The organism is Enterobacter sp. DTU_2021_1002640_1_SI_PRY_ASU_LCPMC_013 (genome assembly GCF_032389435.1).
Lineage (GTDB): Bacteria > Pseudomonadota > Gammaproteobacteria > Enterobacterales > Enterobacteriaceae > Enterobacter > Enterobacter hormaechei_C.
In genome coordinates this window covers 4,691,882-4,714,448 of the sequence record NZ_CP135594.1, presented here as the reverse complement: position 1 = coordinate 4,714,448, position 22,567 = coordinate 4,691,882, and the positions used below count along the sequence as shown (strand labels likewise).

17 protein-coding genes, 2 tRNA genes and 2 rRNA genes are annotated in these 22,567 nt (G+C 56.2%); 13 read left to right on the top strand and 8 right to left on the bottom strand.

Annotated elements, in window-relative coordinates; translation table 11 throughout:
• The first annotated feature begins 75 nt into the window (after positions 1-75).
• The 4 genes from RS584_RS22530 to RS584_RS22515 all read left to right on the top strand — a co-directional run bounded on the left by RS584_RS22530 (position 76) and on the right by RS584_RS22515 (position 3,424).
• Positions 76-2,981, top strand: a 23S ribosomal RNA gene (locus RS584_RS22530).
• A 67-nt stretch (positions 2,982-3,048) separates the two neighbouring features.
• Positions 3,049-3,164 (top strand): 5S ribosomal RNA (gene rrf / locus RS584_RS22525).
• Positions 3,165-3,219: 55 nt separating this feature from the next.
• Positions 3,220-3,296: transfer RNA gene (locus RS584_RS22520), tRNA-Asp, on the top strand.
• Between the two features lie 52 nt (positions 3,297-3,348).
• Positions 3,349-3,424: transfer RNA gene (locus tag RS584_RS22515), tRNA-Trp, on the top strand.
• A gap of 99 nt (positions 3,425-3,523) precedes the next feature.
• Here the strand turns inward: RS584_RS22515 and hdfR are convergent.
• A complete protein-coding gene (hdfR, locus tag RS584_RS22510; protein WP_202951935.1) occupies positions 3,524-4,357 on the bottom strand; it encodes an HTH-type transcriptional regulator HdfR in 834 nt (277 codons plus the stop codon).
• A 106-nt stretch (positions 4,358-4,463) separates the two neighbouring features.
• On the opposite strand from hdfR, the gene RS584_RS22505 reads away from it, so the two are divergent.
• Complete coding sequence (locus RS584_RS22505; protein ID WP_006808641.1) at positions 4,464-4,802, top strand: DUF413 domain-containing protein; 339 nt, start codon at positions 4,464-4,466, stop codon at positions 4,800-4,802.
• Positions 4,803-4,829: 27 nt separating this feature from the next.
• On the opposite strand, the gene RS584_RS22500 is transcribed toward RS584_RS22505, so the two are convergent.
• Positions 4,830-6,350 carry a YifB family Mg chelatase-like AAA ATPase gene (locus RS584_RS22500; protein WP_193042091.1) on the bottom strand — a complete coding sequence of 507 codons (1,521 nt, stop codon included), beginning with the start codon at positions 6,348-6,350 and terminating at the stop codon, positions 4,830-4,832.
• 340 nt (positions 6,351-6,690) lie between these two features.
• On the opposite strand from RS584_RS22500, the gene ilvL reads away from it, so the two are divergent.
• The 7 genes from ilvL (at position 6,691) to ilvA (ending at position 13,241) form a co-directional block, all read left to right on the top strand.
• Positions 6,691-6,789 carry an ilv operon leader peptide gene (gene ilvL, locus RS584_RS22495; RefSeq protein WP_001311244.1) on the top strand — a complete coding sequence of 33 codons (99 nt, stop codon included), beginning with the start codon at positions 6,691-6,693 and terminating at the stop codon, positions 6,787-6,789.
• Positions 6,790-6,875: 86 nt separating this feature from the next.
• Positions 6,876-6,926, top strand: a complete 51-nt coding sequence (gene ilvX, locus RS584_RS22490; RefSeq protein WP_166792073.1) for a peptide IlvX — start codon at positions 6,876-6,878, stop codon at positions 6,924-6,926.
• 2 nt (positions 6,927-6,928) lie between these two features.
• A complete protein-coding gene (gene ilvG / locus RS584_RS22485; RefSeq protein WP_315748663.1) occupies positions 6,929-8,575 on the top strand; it encodes an acetolactate synthase 2 catalytic subunit in 1,647 nt (548 codons plus the stop codon).
• Positions 8,572-8,835 (top strand): acetolactate synthase 2 small subunit, encoded by a 264-nt coding sequence (gene ilvM, locus RS584_RS22480; RefSeq protein WP_003860184.1) that lies wholly within the window; start codon positions 8,572-8,574, stop codon positions 8,833-8,835. The genes ilvG and ilvM overlap by 4 nt, the downstream gene beginning before the upstream one ends.
• 18 nt (positions 8,836-8,853) lie before the next feature.
• Entirely contained in the window at positions 8,854-9,783 is a 930-nt protein-coding gene (ilvE, locus tag RS584_RS22475; protein WP_003860182.1) for a branched-chain-amino-acid transaminase, read from the top strand.
• Between the two features lie 60 nt (positions 9,784-9,843).
• Positions 9,844-11,694: a dihydroxy-acid dehydratase gene (gene ilvD / locus RS584_RS22470; protein ID WP_315748662.1), complete on the top strand. Its 1,851-nt coding sequence runs from the start codon at positions 9,844-9,846 to the stop codon at positions 11,692-11,694.
• A 2-nt stretch (positions 11,695-11,696) separates the two neighbouring features.
• Entirely contained in the window at positions 11,697-13,241 is a 1,545-nt protein-coding gene (gene ilvA / locus RS584_RS22465) for a threonine ammonia-lyase, biosynthetic (protein WP_026094330.1), read from the top strand.
• Positions 13,242-13,286: 45 nt separating this feature from the next.
• On the opposite strand, the gene ilvY is transcribed toward ilvA, so the two are convergent.
• Positions 13,287-14,177 carry an HTH-type transcriptional activator IlvY gene (gene ilvY, locus RS584_RS22460; RefSeq protein WP_017693777.1) on the bottom strand — a complete coding sequence of 297 codons (891 nt, stop codon included), beginning with the start codon at positions 14,175-14,177 and terminating at the stop codon, positions 13,287-13,289.
• 152 nt (positions 14,178-14,329) lie between these two features.
• Between ilvY and ilvC the strand changes: the two genes are divergently transcribed.
• Positions 14,330-15,805 (top strand): ketol-acid reductoisomerase, encoded by a 1,476-nt coding sequence (gene ilvC / locus RS584_RS22455; protein ID WP_006808634.1) that lies wholly within the window; start codon positions 14,330-14,332, stop codon positions 15,803-15,805.
• Positions 15,806-15,843: 38 nt separating this feature from the next.
• Here ilvC and trmL read toward each other — a convergent pair whose 3' ends face one another.
• The 5 genes from trmL to lldP form a co-directional block, all read right to left on the bottom strand.
• Positions 15,844-16,317, bottom strand: a complete 474-nt coding sequence (gene trmL, locus RS584_RS22450) for a tRNA (uridine(34)/cytosine(34)/5-carboxymethylaminomethyluridine(34)-2'-O)-methyltransferase TrmL (protein WP_003860178.1) — start codon at positions 16,315-16,317, stop codon at positions 15,844-15,846.
• 45 nt (positions 16,318-16,362) lie between these two features.
• Complete coding sequence (locus tag RS584_RS22445) at positions 16,363-17,703, bottom strand: MFS transporter (RefSeq protein WP_032651952.1); 1,341 nt, start codon at positions 17,701-17,703, stop codon at positions 16,363-16,365.
• A gap of 180 nt (positions 17,704-17,883) precedes the next feature.
• Positions 17,884-19,071, bottom strand: coding sequence for an FMN-dependent L-lactate dehydrogenase LldD (lldD, locus tag RS584_RS22440; RefSeq protein ID WP_315748660.1), 1,188 nt, complete (start codon positions 19,069-19,071; stop codon positions 17,884-17,886).
• Positions 19,068-19,841 (bottom strand): transcriptional regulator LldR, encoded by a 774-nt coding sequence (lldR, locus tag RS584_RS22435; RefSeq protein ID WP_006808630.1) that lies wholly within the window; start codon positions 19,839-19,841, stop codon positions 19,068-19,070. Before lldR ends, lldD begins: the two co-directional genes overlap by 4 nt.
• Positions 19,838-21,493, bottom strand: a complete 1,656-nt coding sequence (gene lldP / locus RS584_RS22430; protein ID WP_003860175.1) for an L-lactate permease — start codon at positions 21,491-21,493, stop codon at positions 19,838-19,840. Before lldP ends, lldR begins: the two co-directional genes overlap by 4 nt.
• Between the last annotated feature and the right edge of the window lie 1,074 nt (positions 21,494-22,567).

Genomic DNA, 22,567 nt, shown 5'->3' with positions numbered 1-22,567 from the left:
CAGCTCATGTGTGTTCGAGTCTCTCAAATTTTCGCAAGTCGATGATGAATCGAAAGAAACATCTTCGGGTTGTGAGGTTAAGCGACTAAGCGTACACGGTGGATGCCCTGGCAGTCAGAGGCGATGAAGGACGTGCTAATCTGCGAAAAGCGCCGGCGAGGTGATATGAACCCTTGACCCGGCGATGTCCGAATGGGGAAACCCAGTGCAATCCGTTGCACTATCGTTAACTGAATACATAGGTTAACGAGGCGAACCGGGGGAACTGAAACATCTAAGTACCCCGAGGAAAAGAAATCAACCGAGATTCCCCCAGTAGCGGCGAGCGAACGGGGAGCAGCCCGGAGTCTGAATCAGCTTGTGTGTTAGTGGAACGGTCTGGAAAGTCCGACGGTACAGGGTGATAGTCCCGTACACGAAAGCACACATGCTGTGAACTCGAAGAGTAGGGCGGGACACGTGGTATCCTGTCTGAATATGGGGGGACCATCCTCCAAGGCTAAATACTCCTGACTGACCGATAGTGAACCAGTACCGTGAGGGAAAGGCGAAAAGAACCCCGGCGAGGGGAGTGAAAAAGAACCTGAAACCGTGTACGTACAAGCAGTGGGAGCCTCTTTATGGGGTGACTGCGTACCTTTTGTATAATGGGTCAGCGACTTATATTCTGTAGCAAGGTTAACCGTATAGGGGAGCCGAAGGGAAACCGAGTCTTAACTGGGCGTTAAGTTGCAGGGTATAGACCCGAAACCCGGTGATCTAGCCATGGGCAGGTTGAAGGTTGGGTAACACTAACTGGAGGACCGAACCGACTAATGTTGAAAAATTAGCGGATGACCTGTGGCTGGGGGTGAAAGGCCAATCAAACCGGGAGATAGCTGGTTCTCCCCGAAAGCTATTTAGGTAGCGCCTCGTGAACTCATCTTCGGGGGTAGAGCACTGTTTCGGCTAGGGGGCCATCCCGGCTTACCAACCCGATGCAAACTACGAATACCGAAGAATGTTATCACGGGAGACACACGGCGGGTGCTAACGTCCGTCGTGAAGAGGGAAACAACCCAGACCGCCAGCTAAGGTCCCAAAGTCATGGTTAAGTGGGAAACGATGTGGGAAGGCACAGACAGCCAGGATGTTGGCTTAGAAGCAGCCATCATTTAAAGAAAGCGTAATAGCTCACTGGTCGAGTCGGCCTGCGCGGAAGATGTAACGGGGCTAAACCATGCACCGAAGCTGCGGCAGCGACGCTTATGCGTTGTTGGGTAGGGGAGCGTTCTGTAAGCCGTTGAAGGTGTGCTGTGAGGCATGCTGGAGGTATCAGAAGTGCGAATGCTGACATAAGTAACGATAAAGCGGGTGAAAAGCCCGCTCGCCGGAAGACCAAGGGTTCCTGTCCAACGTTAATCGGGGCAGGGTGAGTCGACCCCTAAGGCGAGGCCGAAAGGCGTAGTCGATGGGAAACAGGTTAATATTCCTGTACTTGGTGTTACTGCGAAGGGGGGACGGAGAAGGCTATGTCAGCCGGGCGACGGTTGTCCCGGTTTAAGCATGTAGGCGGAGGTTCCAGGTAAATCCGGTACCTTATTAACGCTGAGGTGTGATGACGAGGCACTACGGTGCTGAAGTGATAAATGCCCTGCTTCCAGGAAAAGCCTCTAAGCATCAGGTAACACGAAATCGTACCCCAAACCGACACAGGTGGTCAGGTAGAGAATACCAAGGCGCTTGAGAGAACTCGGGTGAAGGAACTAGGCAAAATGGTGCCGTAACTTCGGGAGAAGGCACGCTGATATGTAGGTGAAGCCCCTGCGGGCGGAGCTGAAATCAGTCGAAGATACCAGCTGGCTGCAACTGTTTATTAAAAACACAGCACTGTGCAAACACGAAAGTGGACGTATACGGTGTGACGCCTGCCCGGTGCCGGAAGGTTAATTGATGGGGTTAGCGGCAACGCGAAGCTCTTGATCGAAGCCCCGGTAAACGGCGGCCGTAACTATAACGGTCCTAAGGTAGCGAAATTCCTTGTCGGGTAAGTTCCGACCTGCACGAATGGCGTAATGATGGCCAGGCTGTCTCCACCCGAGACTCAGTGAAATTGAACTCGCTGTGAAGATGCAGTGTACCCGCGGCAAGACGGAAAGACCCCGTGAACCTTTACTATAGCTTGACACTGAACACTGGTCCTTGATGTGTAGGATAGGTGGGAGGCTTTGAAGCGTGGACGCCAGTCTGCGTGGAGCCAACCTTGAAATACCACCCTTTAATGGCTGGTGTTCTAACGTGGACCCGTAATCCGGGTTGCGGACAGTGTCTGGTGGGTAGTTTGACTGGGGCGGTCTCCTCCCAAAGAGTAACGGAGGAGCACGAAGGTTGGCTAATCCTGGTCGGACATCAGGAGGTTAGTGCAATGGCATAAGCCAGCTTGACTGCGAGCGTGACGGCGCGAGCAGGTGCGAAAGCAGGTCATAGTGATCCGGTGGTTCTGAATGGAAGGGCCATCGCTCAACGGATAAAAGGTACTCCGGGGATAACAGGCTGATACCGCCCAAGAGTTCATATCGACGGCGGTGTTTGGCACCTCGATGTCGGCTCATCACATCCTGGGGCTGAAGTAGGTCCCAAGGGTATGGCTGTTCGCCATTTAAAGTGGTACGCGAGCTGGGTTTAGAACGTCGTGAGACAGTTCGGTCCCTATCTGCCGTGGGCGCTGGAGAATTGAGGGGGGCTGCTCCTAGTACGAGAGGACCGGAGTGGACGCATCACTGGTGTTCGGGTTGTCATGCCAATGGCACTGCCCGGTAGCTAAATGCGGAAGAGATAAGTGCTGAAAGCATCTAAGCACGAAACTTGCCCCGAGATGAGTTCTCCCTGAGACTTTAAGTCTCCTGAAGGAACGTTGAAGACGACGACGTTGATAGGTCGGGTGTGTAAGCGCAGCGATGCGTTGAGCTAACCGATACTAATGAACCGTGAGGCTTAACCTTACAACGCCGAAGGTGTTTTGGCGAAGAGACAGAAGATTTTCAGCCTGATACAGATTAACAGAATTTGCCTGGCGGCTTTAGCGCGGTGGTCCCACCTGACCCCATGCCGAACTCAGAAGTGAAACGCCGTAGCGCCGATGGTAGTGTGGGGTCTCCCCATGTGAGAGTAGGGAACTGCCAGGCATCAAATTAAGTAGTAAGCCGGTGCATTAATCCGGTGGTTACAGAAGTATTCGGTGGAGCGGTAGTTCAGTCGGTTAGAATACCTGCCTGTCACGCAGGGGGTCGCGGGTTCGAGTCCCGTCCGTTCCGCCACTTATTAAGACATTAAGCCTGCCCTTTCGGCAGGCTTAATGGCAAAAACTTTAGGGGCGTAGCTCAGTTGGTAGAGCACCGGTCTCCAAAACCGGGTGTCGCGAGTTCGAGTCTCTCCGCCCCTGCCATATAGAATCCTTTGCTTCGGCAAAGGATTTTTTTTGCCTGCAAAACAGCTCAACACCTTCCTGAAGAATAAGCAGCCTGCGTTTCCGCAGGCTTTTGCGTTAATCCAGTATGCTGGTTTTTAACAGATCTTTTATCTGCGACTGCTTATCGCTGTTTTGCAGCCAAATGGCATACAGCGGCCTGGAGAGCGTTGTCGAATCGGTGACAACATGGAGTGCGGGTTTATTATCCGCCCAGCGAACAGGTAACCAGGTACAGCCTTTCAATGCGGGAAGATGCTGGCATGCGATCTCCGCAGAGCTTGTCGTGAGCTGCGGGATATCATCGCTGGCAATTAACCCCGTCTCGTGCTGCTGAAAATCAGGCCCCCATTCCAGGCGTAAATAATTCAGGCCGGCCTTCATCATTGCAGGCTCCGATGCATAGAGCGCCAGGCTAAATTGTCCAACAATCTGGCTGCTAAATTCGTCCATCTTGGGTGCTTCTGTGGTGATCAGCAGATCAAGCTGCCGCTCGTGGAGTTGCTTAACCAGCGACTGACGTTGCGCAATCCTCGCCTCAAATTGCAGATGGTTGTGTGTGCGATATAGCCGCATAAGCCATTGGCTGAGCATGCATTCCCATAGCGATGCGCTGGCACCGATCGAGAATTCATTATGCCGGGAGGTGTGCGCAACCTCCTTTCGCGCTGCCTGCCAGGTATTCATCAGGGTTTCTGCATAAGGCAACAACTTTTCACCAGCCGGAGTTAAACGAATATTGTTGCGATGGCGGGTAAAAAGGTTCACACCCAGTTGATTTTCCAGCTGTCGAATACGAAAACTGACTGCTGACTGCGTCAGGTAGAGGGCTTCAGCTGCTCGCCCAAAGTGTCGCGTTCTGCTCACTTCGAGGAAAGTTTTTAGCAATTCCGTATCCACATCTTTCTCCACAAAATTATTTGTCGTTATGATTTAAATGTTTTGTTTTACACTCTGTCAAGCGTAACTAATACTCCGCGCCATAAATAGCTCGGCCAAAGAATTAGGAGCGTGTAGGATGGCGGAAAGCTTTACGACGACTAATCGTTTTTTCGACAATAAACATTACCCGCGCGGGTTCTCTCGTCACGGCGATTTCACTATCAAAGAAGCTCAACTTCTTGAGCGCCATGGTTATGCCTTTAACGAGCTGGATCTGGGTAAACGTGAACCGGCAACCGAAGATGAAAAACAGTTTGTCTCTGTTTGCCGTGGTGAGCGTGAGCCGCAGTCTGATGCAGAACGTGTATGGATCAAGTATATGGCTCGCATTAAGCGTCCTAAGCGTTTCCATACGCTGTCTGGCGGTAAGCCGCAGATGGAAGGTGCAGAAGACTACACCGAGTCTGACGATTAAGAAGAGAAGGGGCTACGGCCCCTTTTTTTACGCCAGCATTTTTTGCAGATGCAACAGCAGCCGATCGATCGCACGGTAACTTAATGCCTCCTGCAAATGCCGCCTCTCTATTCCGGGGCAGCCCTCCACGTCGGCGACCGTGCGCGCTACTTTCAACAAACGCTGCCACGCGCGAATGGATAGCCCAAACCGCGTCAGTGTCTCTTCCAGCCAGCCTGCATCTTCAGCGTTGAGAGAACAAAACTGTCGGATCCCGCTGTTATCCAGCCGGGCATTCAGCCTGTTCTGACGAGCATACTGCCGCGCCTGCGCCGCAATAACCCGTTCACGCACAGTTGCTGAGCTTTCGCCCCTAATACCGGTTTGCCTCAGCAGACCGGGCGGGGGCAGGGGGATCTCGAGAGATAAATCAAAACGGTCGAGGAAGGGGCCAGACAGCTTACTCAGATAGCGCAGCGTCTGCTCCGGCGTACAGCGATTATGATTGCCCTGATAATGACCCGTAGGACTAGGGTTCATCGCCGCGACCAGCTGAAACTGCGCAGGGTAGCTTATTTTGGCCCGTGTACGAGACAAATGGATTTCGCCGGATTCAATCGGCTCCCGCAATGCATCCAGCACGCGGCGTTCAAACTCTGGCAATTCATCCAGAAACAAAATGCCGTTGTGCGCCAGTGAGATTTCACCCGGTCCGGGGATCGAGCCCCCGCCCACCATCGCGGTAAGAGACGCACTGTGATGTGGAGAGCGGAAAGGACGGCGGCGCCACTGTTTATACAGCGACGTAGAACTGACCAGGCTAAATATCGCGGCGCTTTCCAGCGCTTCGTGATTATTGAGGGGGGGCAACAGGCCGCTCAATCTGCTCGCCAGCATCGTTTTCCCCGTGCCTGGCGGACCTATCAGTAACAGGTTATGCCCACCCGCGGCCGTTATCTCTAACGCCCGCTTACCCTGTTCCTGACCCATAATATCGCTGAGATCCTCGGGCGAAGCTGGCGTCACCTCGTCATTCTCCTGCGGCTCGGCAAGCTCGTGTCGGCCTTCCAGCCAGGCGCAAACCTCTTGCAAATGTCCTGCGACAAGACACCCCTTTTCGGCGATAAGGCTTACTTCAGAGGCATTTTCATTGGCCACAATGATTTGTCTTCCCGCGCGTATGGCTTCAAGCGCACCCGAGATTGCTCCGGGAACGCCTCTTAACGCGCCTGTAAGCGCTAATTCACCCACGAACTCACACGTGCTTAGCCCTGGCGTATTGAGCTGTTCAGAAGCTGCGAGAAGCGCTATAGCAATAGGTAAATCATATCGCCCTCCCTCCTTTGGCAAATCGGCGGGCGCAAGGTTAATGGTGATCTTCTTCGCCGGAAAAGCATAACCGCTATTAATAATTGCGCTGCGCACGCGATCCCTCGCCTCTTTAACGGTCGTTTCTGGTAAGCCAACCAGCGTCAGCCCGGGCAGTCCATTACTTAAATGAACCTCTACAGAAATAAGCGGTGCCTTCACGCCGATGGCCGCGCGTGTATAAACAACTGACAGTGACATAAGCCCTCCTTGGCGGTGACTATGCCAGCATCATTTTTTCCTGTTTAACACTAATTCACTGAATTACGGCGCTCGTTCCAGCCTTTTAGCGGCAAAATGTAATCCTTACATGTCGGTGGAATCGGCCTCGCAGAAAAGAAATCATGCGCGCCTTGCCTGATGAAACAGGACAAAAAAATGAAAAATCTTCATTTCTATTTTTTCCCTATATAAAACAACGATTTTGAAAGAAATAGTTCGCATGCTACAGATATAGGTCATAAAAAAATCTTGTGTCAGATGAAATATCTGTGGTAACTCTTTAGGTATTCCTTCGAACAAGATGCAAAAAGAACTGAAAATGACAGCCCTTCTACGAGTGATTAGCCTGGTCGTGATTAGCGTGGTGGTGATTATTATCCCACCGTGCGGGGCTGCACTTGGACGAGGAAAGGCTTAGAAATCAAGCCTTAACGAACTAAGACCCCCGCACCGAAAGGTCCGGGGGTTTTTTTATGACTAAAAAACTTAAATGAGGAGCAGAGAATGACGACTAGCACAAAATTCTGTTTCTCCAGATTTATGACGGGGAACTAACTATGAATGGGGCACAATGGGTAGTACATGCGTTGCGCGCGCAGGGAGTCGAAACCGTATTCGGTTATCCGGGTGGCGCAATTATGCCGATTTACGATGCACTGTATGGCGGCGGCGTGGAACACCTCTTGTGCCGACACGAGCAGGGCGCAGCGATGGCCGCCATTGGTTATGCCCGTGCGACCGGTAAAACCGGCGTCTGTATGGCCACCTCAGGTCCGGGCGCAACGAACCTGATCACCGGCCTGGCTGACGCGCTGCTCGATTCCGTACCCGTGGTGGCGATCACCGGCCAGGTGGCCTCTCCGTTCATCGGCACCGATGCCTTCCAGGAAGTGGATGTGCTCGGTTTATCGCTGGCCTGCACCAAACACAGCTTCCTCGTTCAGTCTCTCGAAGAGTTGCCGCGTGTGATGGCCGAAGCGTTCGAGGTTGCCAGCTCTGGTCGTCCTGGCCCGGTTCTGGTTGATATCCCGAAAGATATCCAGGTTGCACTCGGCGATCTGGAGCCGCATTTCTCTACCGTGAAAAGCGATAATGTGTTCCCGCATGCAGAGGTGGAAGAGGCGCGTCAGATGATGGCGCAGGCCAAACAACCGATGCTGTACGTAGGCGGCGGCGTGGGCATGGCGCAGGCTGTTCCGGCGCTTCGCGCGTTCATTGCGACCACGCAAATGCCCGCCACCTGCACGCTGAAAGGTCTCGGTGCGGTAGAGGCGGATTACCCGTACTACCTCGGCATGCTGGGGATGCATGGTACCAAAGCGGCAAACCTGGCGGTGCAGGAATGCGACTTGCTTATCGCCGTCGGCGCACGTTTTGACGACCGCGTTACCGGCAAGCTGAATACCTTCGCGCCGAACGCCAAAGTGATCCATATGGACATCGACCCGGCGGAGATGAACAAACTGCGTCAGGCGCATGTCGCGTTGCAGGGCGATCTTAACGCGCTGTTACCGGCGCTGGAGCAGCCGCTGGATATCAAACCATGGCGTCAGCACACCGCTGATATGCGTACTGAACACGCGTGGCGTTACGATCACCCAGGCGACGCCATCTATGCGCCGCTGCTGTTGAAACAGCTGTCAGACCGTAAACCCGCAGACAGCGTGGTGACGACGGATGTCGGCCAGCATCAGATGTGGTCAGCCCAGCACATGACCTACACCCGCCCGGAGAACTTCATCACCTCGAGCGGCTTAGGCACGATGGGCTTCGGCCTGCCCGCTGCCGTGGGCGCACAGGTTGCCCGCCCGAACGATACCGTTATCTGTATCTCCGGTGACGGCTCCTTCATGATGAACGTCCAGGAGCTCGGCACCGTGAAGCGTAAGCAGTTACCGCTGAAGATCGTCTTGCTCGATAACCAGCGTTTAGGCATGGTTCGCCAGTGGCAGCAGCTGTTCTTCCAGGAGCGTTACAGCGAAACGACCCTGACCGATAACCCCGATTTCCTCACCCTGGCCAGCGCCTTCGGCATTCCTGGCCAGCACATCACCCGTAAAGACCAGGTTGAAGCGGCACTCGACACCATGCTGTCAAGCGAAGGGCCATACCTGCTTCATGTCTCAATCGACGAGCTTGAGAACGTCTGGCCGTTGGTACCGCCCGGTGCCAGTAACTCACAAATGCTGGAGAAATTATCATGATGCAACATCAGGTCGCCGTGCAGGCTCGCTTCAACCCGGAAACGTTAGAACGCGTATTGCGCGTGGTTCGCCACCGTGGCTTTCAGATTTGCTCTATGAATATGGAAACGGCCACCGACGCGCAGAACATCAGTATCGAATTAACCGTTGCCAGCCCGCGGCCGGTCGACTTACTGTTTAGTCAGTTATCAAAACTGGTAGACGTTGCCCATGTTGCCATCTGCCAGAGCACAACCACATCACAACAAATCCGCGCTTAAGCGTGACAGGACGAAAAAATGACGACAAAAAAAGCTGATTACATTTGGTTCAATGGTGAGATGGTTCGCTGGGAAGACGCGAAAGTTCACGTGATGTCCCACGCGCTGCACTACGGCACCTCCGTGTTTGAAGGGATCCGTTGCTACGATTCTCACAAAGGGCCAGTGGTGTTCCGCCATCGCGAACACATGCAGCGTCTGCATGACTCAGCCAAAATTTATCGTTTCCCGGTCTCCCAAAGCGTTGATGAGCTGATGGAAGCCTGCCGCGAGGTGATTCGCCAGAACAAACTGACCAGCGCCTATATTCGTCCGCTGGTGTTCGTGGGCGACGTTGGCATGGGCGTGAACCCGCCCGCCGGCTATAACACCGATGTGATCATTGCCGCGTTCCCGTGGGGCGCCTACCTGGGCGCGGAAGCGCTGGATCAGGGGATCGACGCAATGGTTTCTTCCTGGAACCGCGTGGCGCCAAACACTATCCCGACTGCGGCTAAAGCGGGCGGTAACTACCTTTCCTCACTGCTGGTCGGCAGCGAAGCGCGCCGTCACGGCTATCAGGAAGGTATCGCGCTGGATGTGAATGGCTACATCTCCGAAGGCGCGGGTGAAAACCTGTTTGAAGTGAAAGACGGCATTCTGTTCACCCCGCCGTTCACCTCGTCCGCGCTGCCGGGCATCACCCGCGACGCCATCATCAAGCTGGCAAAAGATCTGGGTATCGAAGTGCGCGAGCAGGTACTGTCCCGCGAATCCCTGTACCTGGCTGACGAAGTGTTCATGTCCGGTACCGCGGCTGAAATTACGCCGGTGCGTAGCGTCGATGGCATTCAGGTGGGCGAAGGCCGCTGTGGCCCGGTCACCAAACGCATTCAGCAAGCCTTCTTCGGCCTCTTCACCGGCGAAACAGAAGACAAATACGGCTGGTTGGATCAGGTTAATCACTAAATATAAATTTGGGACGGCACGCACCGTCCCATTAAATAGTCAGACGGGAGTAAATAAAGCATGCCTAAGTATCGTTCAGCCACCACCACCCACGGCCGTAATATGGCGGGTGCCCGCGCACTGTGGCGCGCCACCGGAATGACCGACACCGATTTCGGCAAGCCAATTATCGCCGTGGTGAACTCCTTCACCCAGTTTGTGCCGGGCCACGTGCACCTGCGCGACCTCGGTAAGCTGGTTGCCGAGCAAATCGAAGCCTCCGGCGGCGTGGCGAAAGAGTTCAACACCATTGCGGTGGATGACGGTATCGCAATGGGCCACGGGGGAATGCTCTATTCACTGCCGTCGCGTGAGCTGATCGCCGACTCGGTGGAGTACATGGTTAATGCCCACTGCGCCGATGCGATGGTCTGTATCTCCAACTGCGACAAAATCACCCCGGGGATGCTGATGGCCTCCCTGCGCCTGAACATTCCGGTGATCTTCGTCTCCGGTGGCCCAATGGAAGCGGGGAAAACCAAGCTTTCCGACAAAATCATCAAGCTCGACCTGGTCGATGCGATGATCCAGGGCGCGGATCCGAAAGTCACTGACGAGCAGAGCGACCAGGTGGAACGCTCCGCGTGCCCGACCTGCGGCTCCTGTTCCGGGATGTTCACCGCCAACTCCATGAACTGCCTGACCGAAGCGCTGGGCCTTTCGCAGCCGGGCAACGGCTCGCTGCTGGCGACCCACGCCGACCGTAAACAGCTGTTCCTTAACGCGGGCAAGCGCATCGTTGAGCTGACCAAACGCTACTATGAGCAGGACGACGCCAGCGCGCTGCCGCGCAACATCGCCAGCAAAGCGGCGTTCGAAAACGCCATGACGCTGGATATCGCCATGGGCGGTTCCACCAACACCGTTCTGCACCTGCTGGCCGCCGCGCAGGAAGCTGAAATCGACTTCACCATGAGCGACATCGACAAGCTCTCCCGCAAAGTGCCGCAGCTGTGTAAAGTCGCGCCGAGTACCCAGAAGTACCACATGGAAGATGTCCACCGTGCGGGTGGCGTGATTGGTATTCTCGGCGAGCTGGATCGCGCCGGGCTGCTGAACCGCGGCGTGAAAAACGTGCTCGGCCTGTCGCTGCCGGAGTCGCTGGAGCAGTACGACGTGATGCTGACCAAAGACGACGCGGTGAAAAACATGTATCGCGCCGGTCCGGCGGGCATCCGTACCACCCAGGCGTTCTCGCAGGATTGCCGCTGGGACACGCTGGATGACGATCGCGCCGAAGGCTGCATTCGCTCGCTGGAACATGCCTACAGCAAAGACGGCGGTCTGGCCGTGCTGTACGGTAACTTCGCGGAAAATGGCTGCATTGTGAAAACCGCAGGCGTGGACGACAGCATCCTGAAATTTACCGGCCCGGCAAAAGTGTATGAAAGCCAGGACGAAGCGGTAGATGCTATCCTCGGCGGCAAAGTGGTGGAAGGCGACGTGGTTGTCATCCGCTACGAAGGGCCGAAAGGCGGTCCGGGCATGCAGGAGATGCTCTACCCGACCACCTTCCTGAAATCGATGGGCCTCGGTAAAGCCTGCGCGCTGATCACCGACGGTCGTTTCTCCGGCGGGACCTCCGGTCTCTCCATCGGCCACGTCTCGCCAGAAGCGGCAAGCGGCGGCAACATCGCCATCATCGAAAATGGCGACCTGATCGAAATCGACATTCCGAATCGTGGTATTCAGTTGAAGCTGAGCGACCAGGAAATAGCGGCCCGTCGTGAAGCGCAGGAAGCGCGCGGCGACAAAGCCTGGACGCCGAAAGATCGTCAGCGTGAAGTCTCCTTCGCCCTGCGCGCCTATGCGAGCCTTGCCACCAGTGCAGATAAAGGCGCGGTGCGCGATAAATCTAAACTTGGGGGCTAATGATGGCCGAGTCACAACCCTTATCCGCCGCCCCGGAGGGGGCGGAATACCTGAGAGCGGTGCTACGCGCGCCGGTCTATGAAGCGGTGCAGGTCACGCCCCTGCAAAAAATGGACAAACTCTCTTCGCGTCTCGACAACGTCATTCTGGTGAAGCGTGAAGACAGGCAGCCGGTGCACAGCTTCAAGCTGCGCGGCGCCTACGCGATGATGGCCGGGCTGACGGACGAGCAGAAAGCGCGCGGGGTGATTACCGCCTCGGCGGGCAATCACGCGCAGGGCGTGGCGTTCTCCTCGGCGCGTCTGGGGCTGAAGGCGCTGATCGTGATGCCGGTTGCCACTGCGGATATCAAGGTTGACGCGGTGCGCGGGTTCGGCGGAGAAGTGCTGCTTCACGGCGCTAACTTTGACGAAGCCAAAGCCAAAGCGATTGAGCTGGCGCAGCAGCAGGGCTTCACCTGGGTGCCGCCGTTCGATCACCCGATGGTGATTGCCGGGCAGGGTACGCTGGCGCTGGAACTGTTGCAGCAGGATGCCCATCTCGACCGCGTTTTCGTCCCGGTGGGCGGCGGCGGCTTAGCCGCAGGTGTGGCGGTGCTGATCAAACAGCTGATGCCGCAGATCAAAGTGATTGCGGTTGAAGCGGAAGACTCTGCCTGCCTGAAGGCGGCGCTGGACGCCGGACATCCGGTAGATCTGCCGCGCGTCGGGCTGTTCGCCGAGGGCGTGGCGGTGAAGCGCATTGGCGACGAAACGTTCCGCCTGTGCCAGGAGTATCTCGACGATATCGTCACCGTCGACAGCGACGCTATCTGCGCGGCGATGAAAGATCTCTTCGAGGATGTGCGTGCGGTGGCGGAACCATCCGGCGCGCTGGCGCTGGCGGGAATGAAAAAATACATCGCCCAGCACAATATTCGCGGCGAGCGTCTGGCGCACGTGCTTTCCGGTGCCAACGTGAACTTCCACGGTCTGCGCTACGTTTCCGAGCGCTGTGAGCTGGGTGAGCAGCGTGAAGCGCTGCTGGCGGTGACCATTCCGGAAGAGAAGGGCAGCTTCCTGAAGTTCTGTCAGCTGCTGGGCGGCCGCTCGGTAACGGAGTTCAACTACCGCTTTGCCGATGCCAAAGATGCGTGCATTTTTGTCGGCGTGCGTCTGAGCCGTGGCGTGGAGGAGCGCAAAGAGATCCTCAGCCTGCTGCATGACGGCGGCTACAGCGTGGTCGATCTCTCCGACGACGAGATGGCGAAGCTGCACGTGCGTTACATGGTCGGCGGCCGTCCATCCAAGCCGCTCAAGGAACGCCTGTTCAGCTTCGAGTTCCCGGAATCGCCGGGCGCGCTGCTCAAGTTCCTGCATACTCTTGGAACACACTGGAACATTTCCCTGTTCCACTACCGCAGCCACGGCACCGACTACGGCCGCGTGCTGGCGGCGTTCGAACTGGGCGAGCACGAGCCGGATTTCGAAACGCGGCTGAACGAGCTGGGCTATGAGTGTCACGACGAAACCCACAACCCGGCGTTCCGTTTCTTCCTGGCGGGCTAAGGTTTGAACTGCGTGTAGGCCGGGTAAGCGCAGCGCCACCCGGCTTTAATGGTTCGGCAATATCGTCCAGAACGCATCAATAAGCGGCTCATGCAGCCGCTTTTTTTGTGCGCACACGCCGAGCTCGAACGGCGTTTTCTCATCGCTGCGTTCTAAAATCATCACGCGATTGCGCACCGGCTCTGGGCTGTTTTCCAGCACCACTTCCGGCAGCAGCGCTACGCCGCAGCCGAGCGCCACCATCGATACCATCGCCTCATGGCCGCCGACCGTGGCGTAAATCGACGGGTTACTGATCTTCTGGCGGCGGAACCACAGCTCAATGCGGCGGCGCACCGGCCCCTGATCGGCCATGATAAACGGCACCGTGGACCAGTCCGGTTTCTCCACCGAAACCTGGTTGCGCACCGGGCAGGGCAGCGCCGGGGCAATCAGCACTACCGCCAGATTCTCCAGCATCGAGAACGCCACCGCCCCCGGCAGCGTTTCAGGTTTTCCGGCAATCGCCAGATCCGCTTCGCCCGTAACCACTTTTTCCATCGCGTCGGCGGCATCGCCGGTGGTGAGCTTAATTTCAACCGACGGATGTTCCGCGCGGAAGCGGTCGAGAATGGGGGGAAGATGGCTGTAGGCAGCGGTCACGGAACAGAAAATATGCAGCTCGCCGGAAAGCGACGGCCCCTGCTGGTCGATGGTGTGCCGCAACTGCTGATACTGTAACAAGGTTTGCTGGGCAAAGATGCGCAGCTCTTCACCTGCTTCCGTGAGGGTGACGGTGCGGTTATCGCGCACGAACAGCGGCTGGCCGAGGTCTTCCTCAAGGCGCTGGATCTGGCGCGACAGCGTGGAGGGGCTGACGTGCATCGCCCGGGCGCTACGGCCAAAGTGACGGCTTTCCGCCAGGTGCAGGAACATTTTCAGATCGCGTAAATCCACCGATTCCACTCCCTCTTTTTACATTGCATAAATTGCAATGTGACGTTGTGAATATATCAATTTCCGCAATAAATTTCCTGTTGTAATGTGGGTACATTCTCGCTGAAACGCGAACCGAACAATAAGACACACAACATCACGAGGTATCACCCATGGCTAACTACTTTAATACACTGAACTTGCGCCAGCAGCTGGCGCAGCTGGGCAAATGCCGCTTCATGGCGCGCGATGAATTTGCTGATGGCGCGAGCTACCTTCAGGGTAAAAAAGTGGTCATTGTCGGCTGTGGCGCACAGGGTCTGAACCAGGGCCTGAACATGCGTGACTCCGGGCTGGATATCTCCTACGCCCTGCGCAAAGAAGCGATTGCTGAGAAGCGTGCTTCCTGGCGTAAAGCGACCGAAAACGGCTTCAAAGTGGGCACCTACGAAGAGCTGATCCCGCAGGCGGATCTGGTGGTTAACCTGACGCCAGACAAGCAGCACTCTGACGTTGTGCGTTCCGTACAGCCGCTGATGAAAGATGGCGCCGCGCTGGGTTACTCCCACGGCTTCAACATCGTTGAAGTGGGCGAGCAGATCCGTAAAGACATCACCGTAGTGATGGTGGCACCGAAGTGTCCGGGCACCGAAGTGCGCGAAGAGTACAAACGTGGCTTCGGCGTACCGACGCTGATCGCCGTTCACCCGGAAAACGATCCGAAAGGCGAAGGCATGGCGATTGCCAAAGCCTGGGCTGCGGCCACTGGCGGCCATCGTGCGGGCGTGCTGGAATCTTCCTTCGTTGCGGAAGTGAAATCTGACCTGATGGGCGAGCAGACCATCCTGTGCGGCATGCTCCAGGCCGGCTCTCTGCTGTGCTTCGACAAGCTGGTGGAAGAAGGCACCGATCCGGCATACGCGGAAAAACTGATTCAGTTCGGCTGGGAAACCATCACCGAAGCGCTGAAGCAGGGCGGCATTACGCTGATGATGGACCGACTGTCCAACCCGGCAAAACTGCGCGCGTTCGCACTCTCTGAACAGCTGAAAACCATCATGGCGCCGCTGTTCCAGAAACATATGGACGACATTATCTCCGGCGAGTTCTCTTCCGGCATGATGGCGGACTGGGCGAATGACGATAAGAAACTGCTGACCTGGCGCGAAGAGACCGGTAAAACCGCGTTCGAAACCGCACCACAGTATGACGGCAAGATCACCGAGCAGGAGTACTTCGATAAAGGCGTCCTTATGATCGCGATGGTGAAAGCGGGCGTTGAGCTGGCGTTCGAAACCATGGTGGATTCGGGCATCATTGAAGAATCTGCGTACTACGAATCGCTGCACGAGCTGCCGCTGATCGCAAACACCATCGCTCGTAAACGTCTGTATGAGATGAACGTGGTGATCTCCGATACTGCCGAGTACGGTAACTACCTGTTCTCTTACGCCTGCGTACCGCTGCTGAAAGAGTTCATGACCACCCTGCAAGCGGGCGATCTGGGCCAGGCGATTGCGGAAGGAGCGGTTGATAACGCGCAGCTGCGTGACGTCAACGAAGCGATTCGCAGCCACGAAATCGAGAAAGTGGGCCAGAAACTGCGTGGCTACATGACCGATATGAAACGTATCGCGGTAGCAGGCTAAACACGACGAATCGGGTGGCGTAAGCCACCCGAACTGTTTTAGCTACGCAATATCGCGCCGGGATAACCCAGCTGGCGCCACGCCTCATACACCACCACCGACACCGCATTCGACAGGTTCATGCTGCGGCTGTCCGGCATCATCGGAATACGAATTTTCTGCTCAGCGGGCAGGGCATCCAGAATGGTGGCCGGCAGGCCGCGGGTTTCCGGACCAAACATCAGATAATCCCCGTCCTGATAGCTTACGGCGCTGTGCGCTGGCGTACCTTTGGTGGTCAGGGCGAACATGCGCTGTGGTTTTTCGGATCCCAGAAACGCGGCGTAATCGTGATGACGAACGACGGCGGTAAACTCATGGTAGTCCAGCCCCGCGCGGCGCAGACGTTTGTCGTCCCACGTAAAGCCCATCGGCTCAATAATGTGCAGACGAAAACCGGTGTTGGCGCACAGGCGGATAATATTGCCGGTGTTCGGCGGAATTTCTGGTTCGAATAAGACGATGTTAAGCATGCTGCCCCCTTAATTGCGGGGGCAGAATAGCAGAAAAGAGAGGGACTAGGCGACGCCCGGCTCCTGCGCGCGGCTATACAGCATTTTGTAGACGGTTGCCGCCGCAGCCACGAGAGCAGGTACGCTGAGGATCATTAAAATACTGTCCGCCTGCCACTGCATGGAAAGAAGCTGGGCGCTGGTCATGGTGCCCGCCACGCCGCCGAAGCGGCCGATCCCCTGCATCCAGGCGATACCCGTCGCTCGGCACTCGGTAGGGTAAAAGGTGGCGGCCAGGGTCTGCATGCCCGACTGCGCGCCGTTCATCGCGATCCCCATCAGGAAAATTAACCCGCCAAACAGGGCGATATGGTTATGCTCAATGCCGAGTAAAAGAATCAGGCCCATCGTCAGCACGAAACCACACGCGACCACCTTGTGCGCTTCCCAGCGATCCATCATCCAGCCCGCGAGCAAAATGCCAGCGGTGCCGCCGAAGGTGAACAGCGAGGTAAGCCAGGCGGATTCCGCCAGCGCATATCCCATCCCCTGCATCAGCGTTGGCATCCAGCTCAGCAGGACGTAATAAATCACCAGCCCCATAAAATAGGTGACCCACAGCATCAGGGTGCCGGGCAGCCAGGGCATGGAAAACAGCTGCGACACGCTGCCTTTTTTCGACGCGACTTTCTCCTCCGCGAGGAAAAAGCCCGTGACGCTATCCAGCGTGCTGCGGGCGAACCGGCTGGCGATGCGGCGAACCTGGGCGACGTCTTTCCCGCGCTGCACCAGAAACTTCACCGACTCCGGCAACAGCAGCGCCAGCAGCACCGTTAAAATCAGCGGCGCAATCGCGCCGGTCAGCAGCACGCTTCGCCAGCCATGGTGAGGGATAAGCCAGGACGAGATCGCCCCGCCGCCCGCCGCACCCAGCGGAAAGCCGCAGTACATGGTGTTAATTGCCATGGCGCGGCAGCGCTGGGGGGCAAACTCTGAGATCAGCGTGATGGCGTTAGGCATGGCAGCGCCGAGGCCGAGGCCTGTCAGAAATCGCCATAGCGTCAGGGTATTCAGACTTTGCGCCCAGGCCGTGCCCAGGCTCGCCAGGCCGAAGAACAGACACGAAAAGACCAGCACGCGCTTGCGTCCCATCCGGTCCGATACCGGACCTGCAATAAGGGCTCCCAGCGACAGCCCCAGCAGCGCCGCACTCAGCACCGGCCCCAGATCCTGTTTATGTATTCCCCACTCTGTCGACAGCGTAGGCGCAATGTAACCCATCGCTGCGGTATCAAACCCATCGATCGCCAGCACCAGAAAGCCCAGCACAATAAGAAGCCAGTGAAACCCTGAAAAAGGACTTTCATCGATCACCTGCTGAATATCCACCTTACCTGAATACGCCATACGCTCCACTCCGATCTGATGTTGTTTTTGTGTTCTTGTATTTGCTTGTCTATACAATTGCGGACGGCAGGTGGATGTCAAATTTTCTTATCCAGAATGTTACGCAGGTGTTATTTTCGACAAAAAAAGCGCCCGAGGGGGAAGTCGGGCGCGGAAGAAGGGGAGGCTAACCGGGGGAGATCAGGCCGCGTTTCCCTGAGAAAGAGGGGCCAGCGCCGCAGGCAGCTTACTGAGCTCCTGCACCAGCGAGTCTTTGCTGATTTCACCGATTGTTTTCGCACCGGTCAGCGTCATCGCCACCTTCATCTCTTTCTCGATCAGGTTCAGCAGATTCGCCACGCCCGCCTGGCCGCTGGTGGCCAGCGCGTACAGGTAAGCACGGCCCAGCAGCACGCTGTCCGCGCCCAGGGCGATCATGCGCACCACGTCCAGCCCGTTACGGATGCCGCTGTCGGCCAGGATCGCAATATCGCCTTTCACCGCATCGGCAATGGCCGGCAGGGCGCGGGCGGAGGAGAGCACCCCGTCAAGCTGGCGGCCACCATGGTTAGAGACAACGATCCCATCGGCGCCAAAACGTACCGCGTCGCGGGCATCTTCCGGGTCGAGGATCCCTTTGATCACCATCGGGCCGTCCCAGAATTCGCGGATCCACTCCAGGTCTTTCCATGAGATAGATGGATCGAAATTGCTCGCCAGCCAGCCGATGTAATCTTCCAGCCCGGTCGGTTTACCCAGGTAGGCCGAAATATTGCCCAGATCGTGCGGACGGCCGTTCACGCCCACATCCCACGCCCACTGCGGGTGCGTCACCGCCTGCCAGTAACGGCGCAGGGCCGCGTTAGGGCCGCTCATGCCGGAGTGGGCGTCGCGGTAGCGCGCGCCGGGGGTCGGCATGTCGACGGTAAAGACCAGCGTTGAGCAGCCCGCCGCTTTGGCGCGCTCCAGTGCGTTGCGCATAAAACCGCGATCGCGCAGGACGTACAGCTGGAACCACATCGGGCGCTTGATGGTCGGGGCGACTTCTTCAATCGGGCAGACGGACACGGTGGAAAGGGTAAACGGAATGCCTTTGGCATCTGCGGCGGCGGCGGCCTGCACTTCACCGCGACGGGCATACATGCCGCATAAACCGACAGGTGCGAGCGCTACCGGCATGGAGAGCGTTTCGTTAAACAGCTTCGTCTCAAGGCTCAGGTCAGACATATTCTTCAGCACGCGCTGGCGCAGGGCCACCTCCGACAGGTCTTCCACGTTGCGGCGCAGGGTGTATTCGGCATACGCCCCGCCGTCAATGTAGTGGAACAGGAACGGGGGCAAAATGCGCTGCGCCGCGGCGCGATAATCACTGGCTGCTGAAATAATCATGCTTTGTTCTCCCTGGAAATATCACTCTCGCCAGGCAGACGGGTAATACGCGCCTGTCGGGCCTGATCTTCATCGAATCGTTTAATGGTGGTATGCACAAAGCCGAGATGCGCCATCATCGCCTTGCGCGCGGCCTCGGCATCACCGGCCAGAATGGCGTTGAGCACCGCCTCGTGCTGTTCGGTCAGCTGAGCAAACACCGGCGGGACCAGATACATGCGCTGGCGGCTCTGCTTCACGGAGGATTGCAGCAGGTCGAAGAACCCGCGCATGGTTTGCAGCAGCACCACGTTGTGCGAGGCCTCGGCAATCGCCAGATGGAACCGCACGTCCGCCTGGGAGGCGATGTCCGGGTCGCTGCTTTGCGTGGCTTCAAAACAGGCTTTGAGCTTCTCTTTGTCGGCGTCGGTTGCCCGCATCGCCGCGTGCCACGCTGTACTGGTTTCGATGGCGTGACGCGCTTCGAGGATGTCGAAGCTGTAGTCCGGGTCGTTTTCCATCAGCGTCTTCAGCGGCTGCACGATGTTTTGTTCGGACCAGTCGTCATGCTGCCAGCGCACGAAGGTGCCGCCGCCGCGACGGCTCAGCAGCACCCCTTCACTAACCAGCGTCGCCAGCGCCTCGCGCAGTGAGTTGCGCGACACGCCAAGCTGAGCGGCAAGCTGACGCTCGGCGGGCAATCTCATGCCCGCTTCCAGCTGTTGTTCTTCTATCAGCGCCCGTACGCGAGTGGCAATCTCGTCGGACAGGCGTCTGGGCATCACTATCATGGAATCATCCAGGTTAAGACATAGGCCTGCAATGTGGTGATCACGCCCACCATGCAGGTAAATATCAGGCTGTGTTTAACGGTAAAGCGGAACAGATCCGACTCTTTGCCTACCAGCCCCACCGCGGCACAGGCAATGGCGATGGACTGCGGCGAGATCATCTTCCCGGTCACGCCGCCGGTGGTGTTCGCGGCGACCAGCAGCACGTCCGAGACGCCAATCTGCTGCGCAGCCGTGGCCTGTAGGGCGGCAAACAGGGCGTTAGATGACGTATCTGAACCGGTCAGGAACACCCCCAGCCAGCCGAGGAACGGCGAGAAGAAGGTAAACGCGTGGCCGGTATGCGCCAGCGCTAACGCCAGCGTCGACGACAGGCCGGAGTAGTTCGAAATAAACGCGAACGCCAGCACCATGCCGATGGAGTAAATCGGCAGCATCAGCTCTTTAATCGTCGCCGCAAAGGTCTGCACCGCGGCGGCAGGCTTCATGCGCAGCCACACTACGGAAAGGATAGCGGCAAACAGGATGGCCGTGCCGGTGGCTGAGAACCAGTCGAACTTAAACACTGCCGCATATGGCGTGGCGTCGTGCACCACCGGCGGCATACGGGCGACCATTTTGTCGAGGAACGGCACGGAGATATTAATCACCATGTCGTACAGCGCGCCGCCCGGGGCGAACAGGGCTTTAAACGGCGGAATGCTCCACAGCGTCACGGTGGCGGTCAGGAACAGGAACGGTGACCATGCGCGCACAATCTGTCCGGCGGTATAGCCGGTGCGCGCCAGCGTCTGATCCACGTGCGATGCGCCCATGTCAGCAAAGCGGAAGATACGTACCGGCTGCCAGCGTTTCAGGAACAGCGTCAGGCAGACCAGCGACACCAGGGAAGAGATGATGTCCGGCAGTTCCGGGCCGAGGAAGTTGGAGCTGAGATACTGGGCAATGGCGAACGAACCGCCCGCTACCATCACCGCAGGCCAGGTCTCCTTCACGCCGCGCCAGCCGTCCATAATCGCCATGATCCAGAACAGCACGATAATGGTCAGGAACGGCAGCTGGCGACCCACCATCTGGCCGATCTCGAAGCTGTCCAGCCCGGTCACCTGGCCCGCCACCAGAATCGGAATGCCCATCGCGCCAAACGCTACCGGGGCGGTGTTCACAATCAGGCACAGGCCAGCGGCATACAGCGGATTAAAGCCCAGCCCGACCAGCAGAGCGGCGGTGATCGCCACCGGCGCGCCAAATCCTGCCGCCCCTTCAAGGAACGCCCCGAAGGAGAAACCGACAATCAGCATCTGTAAACGCTGGTCCGGTGTAATAGAGAGAATCGACGAGCGAATAATATCGAACTGCCCGGTTTTGACCGAGATTTTGTAGACAAAGACGGCGGCGATGATGATCCACGCAATCGGCCACAGGCCGTAGAAGAAACCATACACCACGGAGGCCAGCGCGCGATCGACCGGCATTTTATAGAAGAAAAGCGCCACCAGCAGGGCGATGGCAACGGTGTACGTTGCGGCAAGGTAGCCCTTCAGCTTGAGTTTAATTAGCGCAAAGAAGAAGAACAGGATCGGTAGCGATGCGATCAGGCTCGACAGCCAGATATTCCCGGCCGGATCGTAGTTTTGTTGCCAGAGGCTCATGCAGGTCTCCTGAGGACCACACAGGTGTTCGTCGGGTGAGTCTCTGCTCATCTCAGCGTCACACTTAGTGTAAAAGTGGTCCATCCAATATTGTGATGTAGGGTTAATGGCAATAAATGGTTAACCAAGTGTTGCTATTCGGCAATGGTTTTGTGAAGTGGAGCATCAAAACTGTGAACGATGGATAGCTTTGCGCATGATTGGTAGGACCAAACCCGCAAAATTAACTCACCGTGTGCGTTGAGAGCGGTAGTCAGGTGGAGAGCATTACATTCGTTTTTGAGCAGATACGACGCGTAAAAGATGTTGAATAAAATGGGGAGGTGATAATATTACGTGAATTGAATGAGGTTTGTTTGCTTTATTTGTGTTTTTGAAAAGCTGTATATATGTGAGCAGAGTGATTTATTTGCTATAAATAAAATTTTTTTGGTTAAAAATGCGAAATCTAAGCTGTAGCAAAAAATTTTAATTAAGGTAAATTTCACATATAGATTTTAACAGTGTATTACAAACGATCAATTGCTGATCGATAAAGAAATATCCTGTTTAACCGTGATTTTTCAGGATAAAGGGCAAGAATTTTTTGCTGAAGTAACATTTTTTGGCTAATAATATTCTGAAATAAATTGATCAAACAATGATCAGTTGGCTCTCTTGTAATTTAGTTACGGTATTAAAAGCAAATTAATAATTATCAGGGCAATCGAAAGGGGTTAAATTTGTTAGCTGAGTGTTAATTCCAGAGTGTTTACAGACGCGGCGTATTGCTTTTCAATACGTAGACGTTAAAAGGCATATGATTTACTATTTATTCAGAAGCAACGTTACAGAAGATATTAAATTTATTACTAACCACAACGTATTCAGTGTTATTTTCGGCCAGAAGTCATTTCCTCAGTTGCAGGATATCTGTGTATGGCCTTCTGAAAATATACGGATTATCACCATGGGATGGACCCTGCTTTATTCTATAAGGTCGCGTCACCCATTCTGCTAAAACCCTTTTGGTGGCGTTTTTAAATCCTTATAGCGGTTATTGTACCTGGTACAACAAGTCTATATCTGTTTAAT

Coding starts and splice junctions, on each gene's coding strand:
- RS584_RS22505 (WP_006808641.1), top strand. CDS start 4,464: ATGGCGGAAAGCTTTACGACGACTAATCGTTTTTTCGACAATAAACAT.
- lldR (WP_006808630.1), bottom strand. CDS start 19,841: ATGATAGTGATGCCCAGACGCCTGTCCGACGAGATTGCCACTCGCGTA.
- ilvM (WP_003860184.1), top strand. CDS start 8,572: ATGATGCAACATCAGGTCGCCGTGCAGGCTCGCTTCAACCCGGAAACG.
- trmL (WP_003860178.1), bottom strand. CDS start 16,317: ATGCTTAACATCGTCTTATTCGAACCAGAAATTCCGCCGAACACCGGC.
- ilvL (WP_001311244.1), top strand. CDS start 6,691: ATGACAGCCCTTCTACGAGTGATTAGCCTGGTCGTGATTAGCGTGGTG.
- ilvD (WP_315748662.1), top strand. CDS start 9,844: ATGCCTAAGTATCGTTCAGCCACCACCACCCACGGCCGTAATATGGCG.
- lldD (WP_315748660.1), bottom strand. CDS start 19,071: ATGATTATTTCAGCAGCCAGTGATTATCGCGCCGCGGCGCAGCGCATT.
- ilvG (WP_315748663.1), top strand. CDS start 6,929: ATGAATGGGGCACAATGGGTAGTACATGCGTTGCGCGCGCAGGGAGTC.
- ilvE (WP_003860182.1), top strand. CDS start 8,854: ATGACGACAAAAAAAGCTGATTACATTTGGTTCAATGGTGAGATGGTT.
- RS584_RS22445 (WP_032651952.1), bottom strand. CDS start 17,703: ATGGCGTATTCAGGTAAGGTGGATATTCAGCAGGTGATCGATGAAAGT.
- ilvA (WP_026094330.1), top strand. CDS start 11,697: ATGGCCGAGTCACAACCCTTATCCGCCGCCCCGGAGGGGGCGGAATAC.
- RS584_RS22500 (WP_193042091.1), bottom strand. CDS start 6,350: ATGTCACTGTCAGTTGTTTATACACGCGCGGCCATCGGCGTGAAGGCA.
- ilvC (WP_006808634.1), top strand. CDS start 14,330: ATGGCTAACTACTTTAATACACTGAACTTGCGCCAGCAGCTGGCGCAG.
- lldP (WP_003860175.1), bottom strand. CDS start 21,493: ATGAGCCTCTGGCAACAAAACTACGATCCGGCCGGGAATATCTGGCTG.